Origin of the sequence: Aedoeadaptatus ivorii (assembly GCF_030815095.1) — a bacterium.
GTDB lineage: Bacteria > Bacillota > Clostridia > Tissierellales > Peptoniphilaceae > Aedoeadaptatus > Aedoeadaptatus ivorii.
On the sequence record NZ_JAUSWF010000003.1, the window covers coordinates 64,494 to 82,353 of the forward strand.

General features: G+C 53.4%; 20 protein-coding genes, 1 tRNA gene and 1 other RNA gene. 9 read left to right on the forward strand and 13 right to left on the reverse strand.

What is annotated here, in order from left to right; all coding sequences use genetic code 11:
* Nucleotides 1-12: 12 nt before the first annotated feature.
* The 4 genes from QO008_RS02945 to QO008_RS02960 all read right to left on the reverse strand — a co-directional run bounded on the left by QO008_RS02945 (nucleotide 13) and on the right by QO008_RS02960 (nucleotide 5,035).
* Nucleotides 13-1,158 carry an acyl-CoA dehydrogenase gene (locus QO008_RS02945; protein WP_126465621.1) on the reverse strand — a complete coding sequence of 382 codons (1,146 nt, stop codon included), beginning with the start codon at nucleotides 1,156-1,158 and terminating at the stop codon, nucleotides 13-15.
* Between the two features lie 405 nt (nucleotides 1,159-1,563).
* Nucleotides 1,564-2,784 (reverse strand): glucose-6-phosphate isomerase, encoded by a 1,221-nt coding sequence (locus QO008_RS02950; RefSeq protein ID WP_126465622.1) that lies wholly within the window; start codon nucleotides 2,782-2,784, stop codon nucleotides 1,564-1,566.
* Nucleotides 2,785-2,793: 9 nt separating this feature from the next.
* Nucleotides 2,794-3,894 carry a SpoIIE family protein phosphatase gene (locus QO008_RS02955; protein WP_307384227.1) on the reverse strand — a complete coding sequence of 367 codons (1,101 nt, stop codon included), beginning with the start codon at nucleotides 3,892-3,894 and terminating at the stop codon, nucleotides 2,794-2,796.
* Between the two features lie 19 nt (nucleotides 3,895-3,913).
* Nucleotides 3,914-5,035, reverse strand: coding sequence for a THUMP domain-containing class I SAM-dependent RNA methyltransferase (locus QO008_RS02960; protein WP_126465624.1), 1,122 nt, complete (start codon nucleotides 5,033-5,035; stop codon nucleotides 3,914-3,916).
* A gap of 173 nt (nucleotides 5,036-5,208) precedes the next feature.
* On the opposite strand from QO008_RS02960, the gene QO008_RS02965 reads away from it, so the two are divergent.
* The gene (locus QO008_RS02965; protein ID WP_126465625.1) at nucleotides 5,209-5,565 is read left to right on the forward strand and encodes a desulfoferrodoxin family protein; all 357 of its coding nucleotides are present in this window, start codon (nucleotides 5,209-5,211) and stop codon (nucleotides 5,563-5,565) included.
* A 47-nt stretch (nucleotides 5,566-5,612) separates the two neighbouring features.
* Here the strand turns inward: QO008_RS02965 and QO008_RS02970 are convergent, their stop codons facing one another.
* On the reverse strand, nucleotides 5,613-6,284 hold the full coding sequence (locus QO008_RS02970) for a class II aldolase/adducin family protein (protein ID WP_126465626.1): 672 nt from the start codon (nucleotides 6,282-6,284) through the stop codon (nucleotides 5,613-5,615).
* A gap of 90 nt (nucleotides 6,285-6,374) precedes the next feature.
* Between QO008_RS02970 and QO008_RS02975 the strand changes: the two genes are divergently transcribed.
* The 6 genes from QO008_RS02975 (at nucleotide 6,375) to ffs (ending at nucleotide 10,542) form a co-directional block, all read left to right on the forward strand.
* A complete protein-coding gene (locus QO008_RS02975; RefSeq protein WP_307384232.1) occupies nucleotides 6,375-8,201 on the forward strand; it encodes a DEAD/DEAH box helicase in 1,827 nt (608 codons plus the stop codon).
* A gap of 9 nt (nucleotides 8,202-8,210) precedes the next feature.
* Complete coding sequence (locus QO008_RS02980; protein ID WP_307384234.1) at nucleotides 8,211-8,663, forward strand: helicase C-terminal domain-containing protein; 453 nt, start codon at nucleotides 8,211-8,213, stop codon at nucleotides 8,661-8,663.
* Entirely contained in the window at nucleotides 8,660-9,127 is a 468-nt protein-coding gene (locus QO008_RS02985) for a tRNA (cytidine(34)-2'-O)-methyltransferase (RefSeq protein WP_307384236.1), read from the forward strand. The genes QO008_RS02980 and QO008_RS02985 overlap by 4 nt, the downstream gene beginning before the upstream one ends.
* Nucleotides 9,127-10,080, forward strand: a complete 954-nt coding sequence (locus tag QO008_RS02990) for a biotin--[acetyl-CoA-carboxylase] ligase (protein WP_307384238.1) — start codon at nucleotides 9,127-9,129, stop codon at nucleotides 10,078-10,080. Before QO008_RS02985 ends, QO008_RS02990 begins: the two co-directional genes overlap by 1 nt.
* 94 nt (nucleotides 10,081-10,174) lie before the next feature.
* Nucleotides 10,175-10,266 (forward strand) — tRNA-Ser (locus tag QO008_RS02995).
* Between the two features lie 11 nt (nucleotides 10,267-10,277).
* Nucleotides 10,278-10,542: signal recognition particle sRNA large type (ffs, locus tag QO008_RS03000), an RNA gene on the forward strand.
* 45 nt (nucleotides 10,543-10,587) lie between these two features.
* Here the strand turns inward: ffs and QO008_RS03005 are convergent.
* The 6 genes from QO008_RS03005 to QO008_RS03030 all read right to left on the reverse strand — a co-directional run bounded on the left by QO008_RS03005 (nucleotide 10,588) and on the right by QO008_RS03030 (nucleotide 15,757).
* The gene (locus tag QO008_RS03005; protein WP_307384240.1) at nucleotides 10,588-11,235 is read right to left on the reverse strand and encodes a hypothetical protein; all 648 of its coding nucleotides are present in this window, start codon (nucleotides 11,233-11,235) and stop codon (nucleotides 10,588-10,590) included.
* Nucleotides 11,228-12,055, reverse strand: coding sequence for a 4-(cytidine 5'-diphospho)-2-C-methyl-D-erythritol kinase (ispE, locus tag QO008_RS03010; RefSeq protein ID WP_307384243.1), 828 nt, complete (start codon nucleotides 12,053-12,055; stop codon nucleotides 11,228-11,230). Before ispE ends, QO008_RS03005 begins: the two co-directional genes overlap by 8 nt.
* 43 nt (nucleotides 12,056-12,098) lie before the next feature.
* On the reverse strand, nucleotides 12,099-12,365 hold the full coding sequence (locus QO008_RS03015; RefSeq protein ID WP_126465632.1) for a Veg family protein: 267 nt from the start codon (nucleotides 12,363-12,365) through the stop codon (nucleotides 12,099-12,101).
* A gap of 159 nt (nucleotides 12,366-12,524) precedes the next feature.
* Nucleotides 12,525-14,717 carry a 5'-nucleotidase C-terminal domain-containing protein gene (locus QO008_RS03020; RefSeq protein ID WP_307384246.1) on the reverse strand — a complete coding sequence of 731 codons (2,193 nt, stop codon included), beginning with the start codon at nucleotides 14,715-14,717 and terminating at the stop codon, nucleotides 12,525-12,527.
* An 85-nt stretch (nucleotides 14,718-14,802) separates the two neighbouring features.
* Entirely contained in the window at nucleotides 14,803-15,240 is a 438-nt protein-coding gene (gene msrB, locus QO008_RS03025; protein WP_307384248.1) for a peptide-methionine (R)-S-oxide reductase MsrB, read from the reverse strand.
* Nucleotides 15,241-15,247: 7 nt separating this feature from the next.
* Nucleotides 15,248-15,757 (reverse strand): zinc ribbon domain-containing protein, encoded by a 510-nt coding sequence (locus QO008_RS03030; protein ID WP_307384250.1) that lies wholly within the window; start codon nucleotides 15,755-15,757, stop codon nucleotides 15,248-15,250.
* A gap of 142 nt (nucleotides 15,758-15,899) precedes the next feature.
* On the opposite strand from QO008_RS03030, the gene QO008_RS03035 reads away from it, so the two are divergent.
* Both QO008_RS03035 and QO008_RS03040 read left to right on the forward strand, forming a co-directional pair.
* A complete protein-coding gene (locus QO008_RS03035) occupies nucleotides 15,900-16,142 on the forward strand; it encodes a glutaredoxin family protein (protein ID WP_126465636.1) in 243 nt (80 codons plus the stop codon).
* 63 nt (nucleotides 16,143-16,205) lie between these two features.
* A complete protein-coding gene (locus tag QO008_RS03040) occupies nucleotides 16,206-16,403 on the forward strand; it encodes a DUF1858 domain-containing protein (RefSeq protein WP_126465637.1) in 198 nt (65 codons plus the stop codon).
* Between the two features lie 77 nt (nucleotides 16,404-16,480).
* Here the strand turns inward: QO008_RS03040 and QO008_RS03045 are convergent, their stop codons facing one another.
* Together QO008_RS03045 and QO008_RS03050 are read right to left on the reverse strand one after the other, a co-directional pair.
* The gene (locus QO008_RS03045; RefSeq protein WP_126465638.1) at nucleotides 16,481-17,359 is read right to left on the reverse strand and encodes a DUF1002 domain-containing protein; all 879 of its coding nucleotides are present in this window, start codon (nucleotides 17,357-17,359) and stop codon (nucleotides 16,481-16,483) included.
* Nucleotides 17,360-17,524: 165 nt separating this feature from the next.
* Entirely contained in the window at nucleotides 17,525-17,758 is a 234-nt protein-coding gene (locus QO008_RS03050; RefSeq protein ID WP_126465639.1) for a glutaredoxin family protein, read from the reverse strand.
* Nucleotides 17,759-17,860 lie beyond the last annotated feature (102 nt).

Here is a 17,860-nt window from a genome sequence, read left to right on the forward strand (position 1 = left end):
GCTTTCCTCCTCTTATTTTACGCCCATCCAGCCGGAGATGACCATGCGCATAACTTCGGATGTTCCTTCGTAGATTTCGGTGATCTTCGCATCGCGCATCAAACGTTCTACCGGGTAGTCCTTGATATATCCGTAACCGCCCAACAACTGTACGGCGCGACGGGTTACATCGGATGCGTTTTCTGCCGCAAACAACTTCGCCATGGCCGCCAGGTGACTATAGGGCACGCCGCGGGATTTGCTGTCGGCTGCTTGATAGACCAACAAACGAGCCGCTTCGGTCCTGGTTTGCATATCCGCCAATTGGAATTGGGTGTTTTGGAATTGAGAAAGTCTGCGACCGAATTGTTTTCTTTCCTTCGTATACTGTACAGTCTCATCGATGGCGCCTTGTGCGATACCCAGCGCTTGTGCGGCGATACCGATACGACCGCCGTCCAAGGTCTTCATAGCCAGGGCAAAACCCTTGCCTTCGCGGCCCAACATATTTTCTTTGGGGATGCGGCAGTCTTCGAAAATCAGCTCACAGGTGGAAGAAGCGCGGATACCCATCTTGTTTTCGGCTTGTCCGATGCTGAAGCCGGGGGTTCCCTTTTCTACGATAAATGCGGAGATGCCACGGGTGCCCTTGGCTTCTCTGTCGGTGATGGCGATGACGACGAAGATATCGGCGATGCCGGCGTTGGTGATAAAGATCTTCGTGCCGTTCAATACATATTCGTCTCCGTCTAAAACGGCGATGGTCTGTTGTCCGGAAGCGTCGGTACCGGCGTTGGGTTCGGTAAGACCGAAAGCGCCGAGCTTTTTACCGCTGCAAAGATCCGGTAAGTACTTTTTCTTTTGCTCTTCGGTTCCGTTTTCGAAAATAGGAGCTACGCAAAGAGATGTATGTGCAGAAACGATAACGCCGTGAGATCCGCAGACCTTCGACAGTTCTTCGATGCAGCTGACATACGCCAGATAGTCGCCCCCTTGTCCGCCGTATTCTTTGGGGAAGGGAATACCGAAAAAGCCGGCTTTGGCCATTTTCTTGATATTTTCCATCGGCGGTTCTTCTGTTTCGTCGATTTCCGCTGCAATCGGCTCTACTTCATTTTCGGCAAATGCGCGGTACAGTTGACGCAGAAGCAGATGCTGTTTGTCCATTGCAAAATCCATTACAAGTCCTCCTTCATCTTCCTAGATTGTTCATTTATTGTTTAACTAACAGCCTGAAACTATTGACTTGAATGTATCAATCATAGCTCCACCAACTAAATCCTATTATAAACCTTTTGCGCAGAATGTAAACCATTTCCGGCAAATCTTCGTGAAATATTTTTCATTTATATTGTATCCTTTCTATATGCACTCTGCTACCATGTAAAATCATGACTTTGAAACGCCTTTTCGATTTTTCCCGTAATTCTCCCCGTTTTAAACCACGAAGATTTTTTATTTCGATTCTCCGCGACGCGACACATAAAAATAATCGTTTCCCGCTTCGTTGTATATTTGTCAATTTGGAGTACATCGTTTTCCGAAAGGACAAAAAAAAGAGATGTCTCCATCTCTTTTGCGCGTTTATAATCTCTCCCGCATCGCCTGTTTATAATCTTCTACCCCCGGCTGATCGAAGGGATTTACGCCGTCCAAGTAGGCGCTTAAGGCGCAGGCGTATTCCATAAAATAGAAGAAGCGTCCCAATTGATAGGCGTCCATTTTCTCACAGACCAACGACGCCGTATCGACGCCACCCGCTTCGTGGGCAGCGCGGGTGCCGGTGAATGCCGCGCGGTTCACTTCCGATATGGCTTTGTTTGCAATGCCATTCAAGCCGTCTTTCATGTCGAGATCCGGCACGGCGAGCGAGGCGTCCCCGTCTTCTATAAAGAGGACGGTCTCAAAGAAGGTCTTCGGCCCCTGCTGAATCCACTGTCCCATGGAGTGGAGATCGGCCGAATAGACGAGGGGAACGGGAATCATGCCCCGCCCGTCTTTGCCTTCGCTCTCGCCGAAGAGTTGCTGCCACCACTTGCCCAGCGCCATAAGCTTGGGTTCGTAGACGGCAAAGATCTCCCCGACTTTGCCGTCTCTGCGCATCGCGTCGCGAAACAGGGCGTACTCCGCCGCCTTGTTCTCGGCGGGATCTTTCGCGCATTCGGCTTCCATATCCCGAGCGCCTCGTAAGACCTCGCGTATATCGATGCCCCCGAGCGCCATGGGAACGAGACCCACCGGAGAGAGTACGGAGTAGCGTCCGCCCATGTCTTCCGGCACGACGAAACGTCGAATGCCGTTTTCTATCGCAAAATCGCGTAGAGGGCCTTTTTGGGCATCGGTGATGATTGTAAAGTGGCGTAAGTGCTCGGATTCACCACCCGCCCGTTCTAAAAACAGGCGAAAGGCGATGGCAGTCTCCATGGTGGAGCCGGATTTCGAGATTACGACCACGTGATCGCGCGCGGGGTCGTATCGATTCAGCGCATCGGAAAGATCTGCCGCCGAAAAGCTGTTTCCCGTAAAATAGAGCCCATCGGCATCCAGCGCACAGGCGGCGGCATACGCACCCAAATACGACCCGCCGATTCCCAACACGAAGATGCGCTCTGCCTGAATCCTATCGGCATAGGCCTCGATTTCCGCCACATCCTCTTCCATTGTGCGCGAAGGATAGTCCAGCCAACCCGTAAATTCCACCCCCGGGGCGGTTTTCGACCGCATGGCTTCGACGATGGCGAAAATTTCTTCGCGCCGATGCGAAGTAAAGGGCTCGTTTGTGTGCAAACCGATGCGTACTTTCATAGCGACCTCCTAGATCATGCGAATATAGACACAACTCATGTCGTCGACAATATCTTGGTGAATATAGTCTTCCAAAGTATGAACGATATGCTCTAACATAGACGGTTCGTCGCCGGAGAAGAGTTCTCGCAAGGCTTCGACGCCGAATTGTCTCTGTTTTTGGTCCCTGCATTCCGTGATGCCGTCGGTATAAAACAAGAGCTCGTCTCCCCGCTTCAGATACGCCTTGCGGCATTCGTAGAAGGCGCCCTGCACCAGGCGGCTCACTGGAAAGCCCGAATTCAGCAAAAGCCGCACCCGGTTCTTTCGCTTTAACAGCGGCGGGCAGTCGTGCCCGGCATTTACGTAGGTAAAGCTGCGGTCCGTATCACAATAGACGCCCAGGAACATGGTAAAGTAAATGGTCTCCGGCAGATGCAGATCCCGAAACCGCTCCCCGAGCTCTACAATGGCGACGGTGGGATCGATCAAAATCTCGGGATCCAGATTCCGCATGGTCTGGGAGATAAACATATTGACCATCGAGGAGGCGAAGCCGTGTCCCACGGTATCGGCGATGTAGATCACCGTATGGTGCTCGTCGACCTCGAGCAGGTCGAAGAAGTCGCCGCTTAAGACCTCCGCCGGCCGGTAAAAGAAGTCCATATGCATCTTTTCGGTATATCCCCTACGCGGCAGGAGCGCCTGTTGAATATTGGCGGCGGCCATTTGTTCCTCGATCAGCGATCGATTCTTCTCGATCAGTTCGACCTGGAGGTTTTTCTCCATACTCTTGTCGCGAAAGACCTCGATGGCGCCCACGATTTTTCCCTTAGAAGAGCGAATCGGGTTTGTCTTTACGGAATAGTATTTGTCCTCGAATAAGACCTCCCGCTGAATATTCTCTCCGCTCGCAAGACAGCGTGCGGTCATGCGAAAATCGCAGAGACCGTTGGGATTGCCATCGTCTCCGGCGGGACAGAGCAAGCCGATATCCATGCCCTGGACTCGTCGCATCGCCTCGTTGACGAAGATGACTTCGTTGTTCTCGTCGACGACGCGGATCAAATCCGACATGGTATCTAAGAGCTTAATGTCCATTTGACCCGATAAAATATCATTGTCTTTCATCAAAACCTCACTCGAAACTTTATCTCGGCCGGGGCCCGTAGTATTGGTAGTAGTCTACTCTTATATTTCCGTTATACAATTTTCTCTTGCGATCCGCGACTTTCCCGAATCCCTTTTCAAAGCCGCCGTCGGCGGTAATGATGTAGTGGCTCCAGGTCTTCAGCGTGCGGCACAGCGCCCCCAGTTCGCGGTTTAAGGCCATCACCGATTCGCGGTCTTCGATCCGCATTCCGTAAGGCGGATTGGTGATGATCACGCCGTAATCGCCGGCGAGATCCAACCGCGCGATGTCCTTTTCCAACAGGCGAATGTCGTCGGTAAGACCCAGCGCGTCGATATTGATGCGCGCCGCTTCGATCGCCTTGGGGTCGATGTCGAACCCGTAGATCTCGAGGGGCGTCTCGTAGTCGATGCCCGCGTATGCTTCCTGGCGGATCTCTTTGGAGCGGGTACCCTCTAAATTCCAGTACTCGAAGTCGAACCTGCGGTTCAGTCCCGGCGGAATGTTGCGCGCGATCATCGCCGCTTCGATCAAGATGGTGCCGCTTCCGCAAAAGGGATCGACCAGAATGCGGTCCTTATTCCAATAGCTGAGCTGCACGAGTCCCGCCGCCAGGGTTTCGCTTAAAGGCGCTTTGACCGAACGCTTGCGATAGCCCCGGTCGTGGAGCCCGTCGCCGCTGGTGTCCAAGTAAATCGTCGCCATATTGTCTATAATGCGTATGCCGACGCGGAATCGGGCGCCGTTTTTCGGAAACCACTCCGTTTGGTAGCGGGTCTGCAATTTCTTGACGATCGCTTTTTCGCTGATTCGTTGAATGTCCGACAGGGAAAACAGGGCGGATTTTTTGCTCTTCGCCTCGGTGATGAAATTCGCCGTCTTCGGCAAAATCTCCTCCCACGGGAGCGCATACACGCCCTCGAAGAGCGCCTCAAAGCTTTCGGCCCGAAAGGTCCCGAGTACCCAATGTACCCGTTCTGCCGAACGCAAACAGAGATTGAAACGCGTCATATCTTCCATAGTGCCCGCCATGGACACCAATCCGTCGACGACGCGGATGTCTTTTGCGCCCAAGGCTGCTACTTCCCGTTTTACCACGGCTTCCATGCCGATATTGGTCGTCGCTTCAAATTGAATCATAGATCACCTCCACTGTATTATACTAAATGTATGCCGAAGTTAGCGTATATTTTATAGTTTTTGCCATCGTATCGTATAATAAATATATTTTGATTGTGAATTTTTATGGTCTACGGGGTATAAGGGCATTGTAGGACAAAATGATCTGTTGTATTACTGGGAGGTAATTGTACATGGCCAAATTAACCGAAACCGTAAAAAGCGGCGACTTTAAAAATGAAAAACACGTTCCCGAAATCGAAGCATCCTTCGAAAACGGCGAAGTTAAAGTAAAAGTAGCCGTCGGTTCCGAAATCGAGCACCCCAACACCTTAGAACACCATATCGCATGGATCAAGGTATTCTTTACCCCCGAAGGCGCTTCCGTTCCCTTCGAAGTAGGCAGCTATGAATTCGCAGCACATGGCGAAGAAAAAATCTTCACCAAGCCCGAAGTCGAAGCTTGCTTCAAGAGCGCAAAGAAGGGTACCGTTTATGCCCTGTCCTTCTGCAACATCCATGGTCTGTGGGAAAACGCAAAAGAAATCTAAGCGGTAAAAAAAGGATCCACCTGCGGGTGGACTTTTTTTGTGCGAAATTATCTCCTCTTTTTATTGCTTTCCGATTTTTGCCCGTAGTCTTTGGCCCGCGCAATGACCTCGTCGATCTTTTCGTCGGAAATAAACGAAATCTCTTTTCCGGTGGAAAGGGCGGTGATATACAAAAAGGCGCAGAACTCGAGATCCTTCGTGATCTCCAATGCCTCCTTTAAGGTCTTTCCGCCGGCAATCAGTCCGTGATTGGCGAGAATGACCGCCTTAGAACGGTCTCCCAAATGCTCCGCCGCCGACCGCGCCAGCGCCGGCGTTCCGAAGGTTTCGTAGGGAGCCAGGGGAATTCTCGACGTGCCGGAGGAGGCGATCAGATAGCTGATGGCCTGTAAGTCTTCGCCCAAGGTGGACAAAACCGAAATATATTTGCTGTGGGTGTGGATCAGCGCGTGGATGTCGCTTCTTCGGTCGTAGATCTCGGCGTGCATCTGCCATTCGGAAGAGGGCGTGCGAAAGCCTTCCACCACATTGCCGTAGGTATCCATGGCGACGAGATCCCGTTCTTTGATCGCAAAATAGTCCATCCCCGACGGGGTGATCATAAATTTCTCGCTGCCGTCCAAGCGGACGGACAGATTGCCGCCGCTGCCGAAAGCGAGCCCCTCTTCGATCAGGGTCTTTCCGTAATATATCAGTTCTCTTCGCTCTTGTACGTCCATAATGCCTCCTTCTCCGTGTGAGTATTATACATCCGGCGTACGGCATTCGCAACAGTACGCCGTCGTAGTATAATAGGAAACGGTGATCCTATGAAATTACGTTGGTCGGTACGCAAACTGATCGAATTTACCCTGCGAAGCGGCGATATCGACGGCGGCGTCTTATCCCACAGGCGGGCGCTCGAGGGCATTCGCCTCCACCAAAAATTGCAAGACGCTTACCCGCCCCGCTTCGAATCGGAGGTCGATATATCGACCGTGCTCTTCAAAGACGGCACCGAAATTCTCCTAGAAGGCCGCATGGACGGCATCGACCGGGAAGGGGGAGAAATCGACGAGATCAAATCCACCACGGCGACAAAAGAAGAGCTGGACGCGCACCCCAACGCGCTCCACTGGGCGCAGCTCAAGTGCTACGGCTATCTCTACTGCAAAAACGAAGAAAAAGACGAGGTGCGGCTGCGCCTTCGCTATATCCGCGTCGAGGACGAGGCGGTGTTTACCTATACGGAAGTCTTTCAGAAGTCGGATTTGGAGCGCTTTGTCTTCGACGTCATCGACCGCTACTGGGAAATTCAGAAGCGACTGGACGCCTTTTCGGAAACAGAAATCGCCTCTATGCGCGCCCTCCGCTTCCCCTACCCCCGCTTTCGACCGGGGCAGCGGGAGACTTCGGTGGCGGTCTATCAAAGGATTCGCGAAAAGGGCGCCCTTCTGATTCAGGCACCCACCGGCATCGGAAAAACCCTCGCCACCCTCTTTCCCGCCATAAAGGCCGTGGGCGAGGACATCGCCGGGGCCGTGTTTTATGCGACGGGTCGCTCCACACAAAAAGACCTCGCCTTTCAGACGCTTCGGCTACTGGAGAAAAACGGCCTCGCCACAAAATCCGTAGAACTGGTGGCGCGGGAAAAGGCGTGTCTCAACGACACGACGGACTGCCGTCCCGAGGCCTGCCCCTATGCCAAGGGCCACTACGACCGCCTGATCGAGGGAATTATCGACATTTACGAGCGCGAAAATATCTTCGACGCCCACACGATTCGCACCTACAGCGAAACACACCGGCTCTGCCCCTTCGAATTCGGCTTGGATCTGAGCAACTTCGCGCGGGTACTGGTCGGCGACTACAATTACATCTTTCATCCCAAGAGTTTTTTGGAGCGACTGATGGAGGACCGAAAGCGCACCCGAAAGACGGCGCTCTTAATCGACGAGGCGCACAATCTATGTGACAGGGGCCGGGATATGTATTCGGGAAAACTGAATGTCGAAGATTTCGACGGGATCGACTATCCCACCGCGCGCCTAAAACGGCTGGCGACGGCGGTACAAGAGAAACTGGAGGCGGAAACGAAGGCTGAGAATCGCGCCTTTACTTCGCTTCCCAAAACGCTTACGATACAGATCGAAAATCTGATCGACGAGCTGGCGTCGTACTTCGCCGTCGTAAAGGGCGAGCCCGACGAGACGCTGACAGAGCTCTATTTTATGCTCTTGGATTGGCAGAATCTCCTCTCCTACTACGACGCGGATGACTTCACTTTCTTCGTGCCCCGCCGGGGCGCCCTCGCTCTGTTGTGTCTGGATGCGAAACAGGTGCTCGCCGAACGACGTAGACGGTTTCTTTCCGCGATCTATTTTTCGGCGACGCTCAAGCCCTTCGACTACCACGCCCATTGCCTCGGCGCGGGCGACGACGCCGCAAAATACGCCGCGCCGTCGCCCTTCGATCCGGCGCATCTTCTGATTTTGCACCCGCCCGAGATCTCGGTGAAGTACAAAGACCGCGTGCGCAGCCTGGATGCAGTGAGCGAGTATCTGCGGATCCTCAGCGAATCCAAGACGGGCAACTACATCCACTTCTTCCCCTCCTACGCCTACAAGGATATGGTGGCGGAAAAGAACAAAGACTAGGAAGACGCCATGCACGACCAAACCCCGGGCATGACGGAACGGGAGCGACGGGCATTTATTCAGCGCTTCTTTGCGGAGTCCCCCGTGCACGGCTATTGCGTGATGGGTGGCGTCTTTTCCGAAGGGGTGGACCTGCCCGATACGGCCCTTACCGGCGCGAGCGTCCTTACCTTGGCGCTTCCCACGATATCGCCCGAAAGAGAGCTCTTGCGGCGACGATTTTACGAAAAGGGCTATAACGGCTTCGACTACGCCTACACCTATCCCGGCCTGATCAAGGTGGTGCAGGCGGCGGGCCGCATTATACGCACCGAAACGGACCGGGGCGTCTTATTGTTGTTGGATCGCCGTTTTTCCGACCCGGCAATCCGCGCCCTGCTCCCCGACAATTGGCACATTCGCTCTGTATCTTCCCGTGCGGAAATGCAGAGCGCAATCGATACATTTTGGAGGAATCAATGACAGTACACATTTGCCTGGTAGAACCGGAAATCCCCCACAACACCGGCGCCGTCGCGCGCAGTTGCGGCCTCACCAAGAGCGTATTGCATCTGGTGCGTCCGCTGGGATTTTCTACCGACGACCGCCATCTCAAACGGGCGGGACTGGATTATTGGCATCTGGTCGACATCCGCTATCACGACAGCATCGAAGAAGTGCTCGACGAATACCGCGGCCACAACTTCTACTTTGCATCCACCAAGGCAGAGCGCCCCTATACCGACGTATCCTTTCAAGACGGAGATTTTCTTGTCTTCGGCAAAGAGACCAAGGGCCTGCCCGAGCCGCTGATCGAGGCGCATTTCGAAAACGCCATCCGCATTCCCATGCTCAAGGATTTCGGCCGAAGCCTGAATCTTTCCAACTCGGTCAATATCATCCTCTTTGAGGCGCTGCGGCAATTGGACTTTCCGGGGATGGCGTAATGGCGAACAAAGACATCATCCTAAAGAAATTAAAAGAAAGCGAAGACTTCCTCTCGGGCGAAGAGATCGCCGAATCGCTGCATATCACCCGCGCCTCGGTATGGCAATCGGTAAAGGCGCTTAGAGACGAGGGCTACCGCATCGTCGCCGTGACAAATCGGGGCTACTTTCTCGATACGGACTATGCGCCCCTGGACGCCGATACGATTCGATCTATGCGCGCCCCGAAGGACATGGCGGCAGAGGGGATCGTGCTCCAAACGGTGGATTCCACCAACGACGAACTCTTTCGCAGAAACAAAAAGACGCCCCTCCCCTCCTATTCCTTTGTGGCAGCCGAGGAACAGACCGCCGGCAAAGGGCGGGTGGGAAAGTCCTTCCACTCCCCCTTCGGCACCGGTCTTTATCTGTCGGTCCTCCTCAAAGACGAAGTATATGTACGGCCGGATTTGATTACTATTACCGCCGCCGTCGCCGCGCGCCGCGCCGCCGCCCGTCAAAGCGATCTGCCCGTCGAAATTAAGTGGGTAAACGACCTCTACAGCGCACACAAAAAAATTGCGGGCATCCTCACCGAAGCGGACTTTTCCGCCCCCTCCCGTCCCGTCGTGGTGGGCATCGGAATCAACACCGCCACGTCACAGGAATCCTTCGAGCGCAAACAACTGCCTCGTGCGGGTTCCCTACGCGGTACAGCGGTCGATCGCAATCGATTGGCGGCGGATTTCCTCTCGGAGCTGCACGCCTGCTTTCTTACAGACCCCCGCGACATCCTCAAGGAATACCGCACCCACAATCTGGTCTTGGGCCGCACGGTCCGCTTTTCCGAAGGCGATATCGTATCCACCGGCGTGGCGGAGTCGATCGACGACAATGGCCATCTGATCGTCCGTGCGGGCACGCGTCGCGTAACCCTCCGCGCCGGCGAAGTATCCGTCGAAGGCGACTGGTGATCGCGTAGATCCACACAGATTTAACAAAATCGAAATAGTGTCTTGACAAATTTCCTCCGAGGCCATATAATTATTTACTGTAATCACTGCTCACGGAGAGATGGTTGAGTTGGTTTAAGGCGCTCGCCTGGAAAGCGGGTATACGTTAATAGCGTATCGGGGGTTCGAATCCCCCTCTCTCCGCCAGTAAAAGTTTGCCATGCTAGATGGGGAATCAGCGGTGCCCTGTAACTTGCAATCCGCTACAGCAAGATTGAATTCCCGATCGAGGGTATCTTTCTTGTGGTCTGCCCGAAACAAGTGATGTTGAGGAGCGGGTCCTACGCAATAGGCGCTTGCGAACCGTGTCAGGTCTTGACGGAAGCAGCACTAAGTAAGTCAGTCTATGTGACGTAGATTCGCCTGTTCTGAGTTAACTATTTCGGTAACGCACGGGAAATTTATTCGAAGTCGGGTGCATGGCTACATATAAAAAAAAGTACGGCATATGCCGTACTTTTTTTATGCTCACTTTCCCCCTTCGCCCCGAAGCCACGGGTGCGAATAGTAGGTGCGAAATCGAATTTCTTCGCCAAAAATCTCTGTCATGCGCCGCTCCAAGGGAAAATTGCGCTCGGTCCAAAAAGCGCGCAGCGCCCCGCCCGTTGAAGTCCTCGGCAAGGTGCGCATAAATGCATCCAGCGGATCGTCGATCGCGATGCCCCGCGCCCCGAAAATGCGCCGAAAATCGTCCGCGCGGTAACTGAGACCCGGGCGCCCCAAGACCAGCCGGTCCGCTTCTCCGCCCAGGCGATCCGCATAGTCGCGGATGATATCGAGGACATAGCTCCGCTGAAAGAGGCCATCGGCGATGGTATGGATCAAAATGCCGATATCCACATCTTCTGCCGCCGTACCCAGAGCGGGCGTCGCTGTTTTCTCACCTCGGATATAACGGTAAAAGTCGCGCTCCCAGTCGTTTTCTTCGGGCAAGAAAGACACAAATCGCTCGATCCCCATCGAGAGAAAGCGCGCCACATTCTCTTCGCGGTAGGAAGACGAATCCGCCGCCGGATCGTAGAGCAATGTGAGGTTTATATCCGGGCGCAGATGGCGAATTCTCGCCGCCATATAGGCCCCCGTTATATCTGCGATCAGTATGCCCAGTCTATACATCCCTCTCCCCCCGAACTCTCGTGCGAATCACTGCGGCGTATCTTGCTTTCAGTATAGCATAGGATCGGTCTCGTGCCCTCTCGTCGGCAAAAATTCCGTATACGGTGGGCCCCGATCCCGTCATATCGGCAAAGGCGGCGCCGGTCGCGTAGAGATCGGCGATCATCGACTCGACTTCGGGGCAGAAGGCGGCCACCCCGGGCTTTAAGTGGTTTACCGCATATCGCCCGAGTCCTTCTATGTCTCCGTTGACGAGGCAGGCGATGCTCTCTTCCACAGAACCCGCCCGCCGATCCGCAGAAAGGCGCTGATACGCCACGGGCGTCGATACCGGATACCCGGGGTTCAACAGGAGCAGCGGATACGAAGGAACCGGAACCAAGAAAGTGAGTTCGTCGCCGATCCCCGTTGCCAAGGCGGGGCGCGATGCGATGCAATAGGGAAAATCCGCCCCCAGGGGCCGCGCAATCTCTCGTAGCGTATCGTCTTCGACCGCCGGCAGATAGAGGTCGCGCATGCCGCGCATAACCGCCGCGCCGTCCGCCGTGCCGCCGGCGAGACCCGCCCCTGCGGGAATCCGCTTCGCGATCTCTATGGAAATGGGCATCGGGCCGTAGCGATCTTCCATCGCCCGATACGCCTTATACATCAAATCATTTTCGCCGTAATGGGGGCCCTTTACATGGTATTGCTTCGCCTTTTCGATTTGAATCGCATCGTGTAGTTCCAGGGGCAAAAAAATGGTTTCTATTTCGTGATAGCCGTCCTCGCGCCGATGGCGCACCCAAAGGCCGACGTTGATCTTTGCATATGCTCTCACATTTCCTCCAAGAAAAAAAGCTCCGAGCGATCGGAGCTTTTGCTTACGATATTTTTAAGTCGGCTACGTCGACGTCGTCTTCTAAGATCGTGATCTGTACCGTGGAGGTGAGGACGTCGGAGTAGGTAAAGGAAATGTTCCGATCCGATGTCTCATCCGCCTTGATCGATACGACAAAGAGGGAGGGATAAACCGCTTCCAAAATGCCCTTTCGAGTCACAATCCGCTTTCTTCCCCGATTTGCCTTGACGATGACGCGTTTGCCGATGTGCTCTGACAGTTCGTTCTTAATCATATCCATTTGAGTCATTTGGACACCCCTTCTATCCACAATGCGACTATTCTTTCATAGTATACAATAGATTCGAGGATAAGTCAAGAAAGCAACGAAATATAATATCGCATTTGTGGCAACAGGTCAAGCCATTTGCACAAAAAAGGAGCCGGTCTCCCGGCTCCCGATGGGGTCTTATGCCGCTTTTTTTGCGGATTTTTCTACCGGCTTCTCAACCGCTTGGGGTTTGTCCGCCTTGTTCACTGTATCATTTGCCGCATTGGCCTCTTTAATTTGTGCTAATTTTTGAATCACCTTGGCGAGTTCCGCTCTGGTCGCGGAGTCCTTGGGATAGAAGCGGTTTTGTTCTCTACCGTTCATAACCCCCATGTTTTGCAAGGGAATCAGGTATTCCTTCGCCCACTTTGCAATCTGCGCGTCGTCGGCAAAGGGCGCCGGCATCTGTTGGGTGACGGGGAATTTCTTCATATCGACATAGCGGCCCAAAATGGCTGCCATCTCTTCTCGGCTTACATTTTGCTCGGGCTTAAAGCTCTTGTCTTCGTAGCCTTTGACGAGTTTATTTTCTACCGCCCAGACTACCGCGTTCTCGTACCATTTGCCCTTTTCCACGTCGGGGAAGGGGTTTTTCGCGTCTTGCTTCTTGTCTTGTCCTTCCAGACGGGCGAGGGTGGTGACGAGCATGGCGCGGGAAATCTTGGTATCCGGTTCAAAGGTGGCGCGGGTCATGCCGGTAAAGTAGCCGTCGTTATACACCGACATAATGATGTCTTCCGCCCAGTGGCCCTTGATGTCGACAAAGACTTCCTCGGGCGTTTTCTCGCCGGGCTTTTCGCCGGATTTTTCGCCGACGGTCATGCGACCTTCGGTCTTGGGGCTAACGACTTTCGCTTCTGCGATATAATCTGCAAGCACTTCCGAGAGCAGATTGTATTCGCCCAGCTTCTTCTTGCCGGCAAACATCTTGTAGCCGTCTCCGCCCACGGCCATAAAGTCGTTGGTCGCGAGGGTATAGGTCTTATCGGGATCTAATGCTTCGCTCTTGACCTTCACTTCGATGATGCGGTTTCCGGCGGCTTGTTTGGGATCGTATTTTACGGTCATGCCCGCCACGTGGGGGAACTTCCCGGCGGCTTCGGGGGCGGCATCCAGGCCGTATTCCAATGCGGCGAGAATGTCCTTGCCCTTCACTTCGAGTTTCACGGGATAGTTGGTAAAGGGGAAAGAGGTCAGCACTTCGCCGCGGGTAATTTCGCCGATGTCGATGCTCGCGCGAATGCCGCCGCCGTTGGTAATCGCCACATCGGCGCCGGTTACCTTCAGCATGGCGTCGGTGAGGAGGTTCCCCAGATTGGTTTCTCCGGTGCGCACGTGTTCTCTCTCGCCGTCTAATACCACGTCGGTCTTTCCAATGACGGTCTCGAGATAGGGTTTGTTGGCTTCTTCGATGCCCGCGATCATGGCGAGAATCTTTTCGTCTTCTTTTACGTTTTTAAAGAATTCCTGATCGTGGAGCGTGGCCGATTTGGTGATGACCTTTCCGTCTCTCAGGGTGATGTTCACTTCGCCCAATTGTTTTAAGTGGCCGCCCGTCTGTGCGATCAGGGTGCCGTTTACCATGCGGCCGTCGGGCATTTCGGTATGGGAGTGGCCGTCGATGATCACGTCGATTCCGTCTACCGCCTTGGCGATGTCGGTGGATTTGATCTCGGTCGAATCGTCTACGCCCAAGTGGACGTCGGCGACGATGACATCCGCGCCCTTTTCCTTCAAGGACTTCACCTGCGCCTTGGCGACTTCGACGGGATTTAAGAAGAGAATCCCTTCGGTGTTGGCGGGATTGGATTTGGTCTTGGATTCTTCCGTAGAGAGACCGAACATCCCGATTTTCACACCGTCCACTTCGATCATGGTCTGATCCTTCAGGTCCCTTTGGCCGGTGGAACGGATGACATTGGCGGCGAGCACCGGAAATTCTGCGGCGCCCGCGAGTTCAATCAGCCGGTCGTAGCCGTAGTTGTAGTCGTGATTGCCGGGGACCATTGCCTTATAGCCCATGGCGTTCATCAAGGCGACAATGCTCTCGCCGCGGCTGATCGATGCGAGCGTCGTACCGTGGAGGACGTCCCCCGCGTCGATCAATACGGAATTGGGAATGCTGTCCGCATAGGTCTTTACCTTGGCATAGCCGATATTGCCGCCCTTTTCGTCGGCGGTCGCATGGCCGTGGATATCATTGGTATGGAGCAAGGTTACCGTCTTGGTATGTTGCGCCGTCGCTTCCTGCGCTAGAACCTGCGCGGGTCCGGCGATGGCTCCAAAGACCATGGTCAGCGCCAAAAGCATAGAAATATAGGTTTTCTTCATAATGCCCTCCTTCGTGGAACTTAAAATGAAACAGTATTATTTTATTTACCCCGAAATCGAAATTTTATAGCGTCCATTTTATGGATTACAGATACGGAATCCATTTGCCGTATCCCCGCGCCTCCATTTCCGCTTTCGGTATAAATTCGAGGCTCAGGCCGTTGATGCAGTAGCGCAGCCCGCCCCGATCCGCCGGGCCGTCTTCGAAAACATGGCCCAAATGCGTGCTCTCGGTGCGCACTTCGGTGCGCCGCATGCCATAGCGGAGGTCGGTTTTTTCCTCCACCGGCGCATCCGGCGCCGTGCGGCTGAAGCTGGGCCAGCCGCAACCGGATTGAAACTTGTCCTTAGAAAGAAACAGTACCTCTTTGGTGATCACATCGACATAAATGCCTTCTTCGAAGGTCCGATCATAGGGATGGCTGAAGGGCGCTTCGGTTCCTTCTTCGCGGGTCACGTGATAGGCGGCATCGCCCAAATCGCGCCGCAGCTGTTCTTCCGTACGTTTTTGTTTTTGATCCATTGTTCACCTATCCTTGCATAGGGGCGCCACAACGGGGGCAATAGGTGGCGCCCCTTTCCGTTTCAAAATGACAATTCTTGCACTCGATAAAGTCGGGCACTTCCTTGGTATGGGGAATCGATTCCACCTTGGTACCGCAGTTGGGACAAAAATTCGTCCCCTCCGTAAGGCCCTGCCCACAACGGGGACACTGCATGGGCAAATCCTCTACATCCAACGCCTTGGAATCGATCTGATTTTGAAGCGCCGCCCTCTCTTTTTGGAGTTCGTCGATGGCGAGCAGAAGTTCCGAGGAAGAGCTGTCCGTCAAATGGGACTGCTCCCGCATCTCCATATAGTACACTTCGCCCAAATGCCGGTACTGCTCCGCGATCATATTCTCGAGTTCGCGGATGCGAATACGCAGCTTTGTCGCCTTCGACGCCTCCTTCGCTTCATATATGCTTCGCTTGCCCAAATCTTTAACCTGTTGGGAAAGATCCTCGAAGCTCTTACCGATGCCGGAAAAAATATCCATACACTCACCTCAAGGGTACTATACCATATAAATTTTGCACTTTTTTCCTCCTTTGACAAGGATTGGATTTTTCGGGGAATTTGCCTGTCTTTGTGTCAGTCTTCGGAATTTGGGTATAAGACCAACGAACAAAGGAGGATGAATTATGGACTATAAATTGTATGCTGCCACCTACTGCCCCTTCTGTAAAAAGGTTGAAGGTTTTATGAAAGAAAACGGATTGGACCAAAAAGTCGAAGTCGTCTATGTCGACAAAGACGAAGCGGCCAAAGAGGCGTTGATCGAAGGCGGCGGAAAGAAACAGGTTCCCTGTCTCTACCACGACAACACCTGGCTCTATGAATCCGACGATATTATCGTCTATCTGAAAGAAAATCTGCTCTAACTTGATCTTCCCCGCCACTTGGGGTAGAATTTAGGAATCAGATCAATACAAGGAGGAGAAAATATGATTACCAAAGATATGCTGATCGGCGATTTGGTACGCCAACATCCCGAAGCCATCCGCACGCTGATGCAGTTCGGCATGGGTTGTGTCGGCTGTCCTTCCAGCCAGATGGAATCCCTGGAAGAAGCGGCCTATGTGCACGGATTTGACGTCGACGAATTGATGAAGTCCCTCAACAACACCATTGAAAATAAATAAACGTGGCGCATTCCGAAAGGAACCGCCCAAAATAAAAAGGGTGCATACCATGGTATGCACCCTTTTTTGTTTTTTCATTAGCGAAAGAGGGATGCGATCCAGTCGATAAAGTTCGAGATCGCATTTTTGATGCCCATCAACATCCCCTGGCCTTCGTCGCTTCCCAAGTATTCCTTGGCGGAATCGGCGGCGCCTTTCGCCTTATCGGCGAGGCCTTCCCAGTCGATGTCGGTGGTCCGCAGTCGATCGAAGAAGTCGGTCAGATCTTCAGTCTGTTTTTCGTTCAGATTGATATTGTACTCATTGGAAATGTTCACGATAATGGTGCGTACTTCTTCGCGGCTCTTGGGCGCTTCCTGCGCCATAGTGTCCTTGACGCCCTTTACGAAATCCGCCGCCTTGTCGCTCCCCACATCTTCCGCGAGATCGGAGGTGACGACCATCTCTTCGTTGGCGGCCTTTTTCACGGAATCGGAAATCTTCTTGCCGCTAGATACTTCATAGGCCTTCATAATGCCCGTCAGCGCCGCCGTACCGGTCACATTGCCCGGCGCATCGACGGTGATCCGCGCATCTTCCACGCCGGCGGTCTCAAGTGCCTGCTTATACATATCGCCGGTGATATAGGTAATGCGTTCCGAAGTCTCTACCGAAATCCCGCTTCCGGGTTTGGTGTATTCGATCTTCGCACTGGAGATCGCGCGCTTGCCGATCTTCGCCGCCGGCACGAAATCTCCCAAATACTTATACTCCTCCGCATTGGTGACCTCGATGATCTGAGGATCTTTCGGATCTCCGAAGCGTTTTGTAAGCTCGTCTCTCTGTTCCGCCCGCAGATCCTGACCGAACGAGAGAATAATATCCCCCTCTGCCGCATCGGCAAATGTCGGAATCGCGGCGGCTTGCAATAATACCAGCGCCAACACAAAGGCCGCGCATCGTTTGAATGCTTTCATATTTCTCCTCCTGAGATTCTCTTTCCGCCCGATACGGCGGAGCTCTACGGGATTATTATAGCACAGCGAATGTGCCCTGCCCGCCGACTGCCGGATCCTTCGCATCTTTTAGAACGATATTAGATTTTGGGCAAAAAAAGAGAGGGCATAGCCCCCTCCTTCGATTTAGTTCTTGTTGAGCGCCGCGTCGATTTGTTTTCTGTCGAAACCGACGATCTCTTTGTCGCCGATGACCAAAACCGGCACGCCGGTATAGCCCTTAGAGATCAATTCGTCTCTGGCGGCGGCGTCGGTTTGCACATTTCTTTCTTCGAAATCTACGCCGTGTTCTTTCAAATAATCTTTTGCCATGGTGCAATACGGACAGGTATTGCTGGTATAAATTTGCACTTTTTCCATAATCATGCCTCCATTTTATTCTGAATCGGTTTACGGTATGTATACCCGCACGCCCCGGCGTTAATCAATTTCGCCCAATTTGTGGCGCGCGTGGGTATAGCC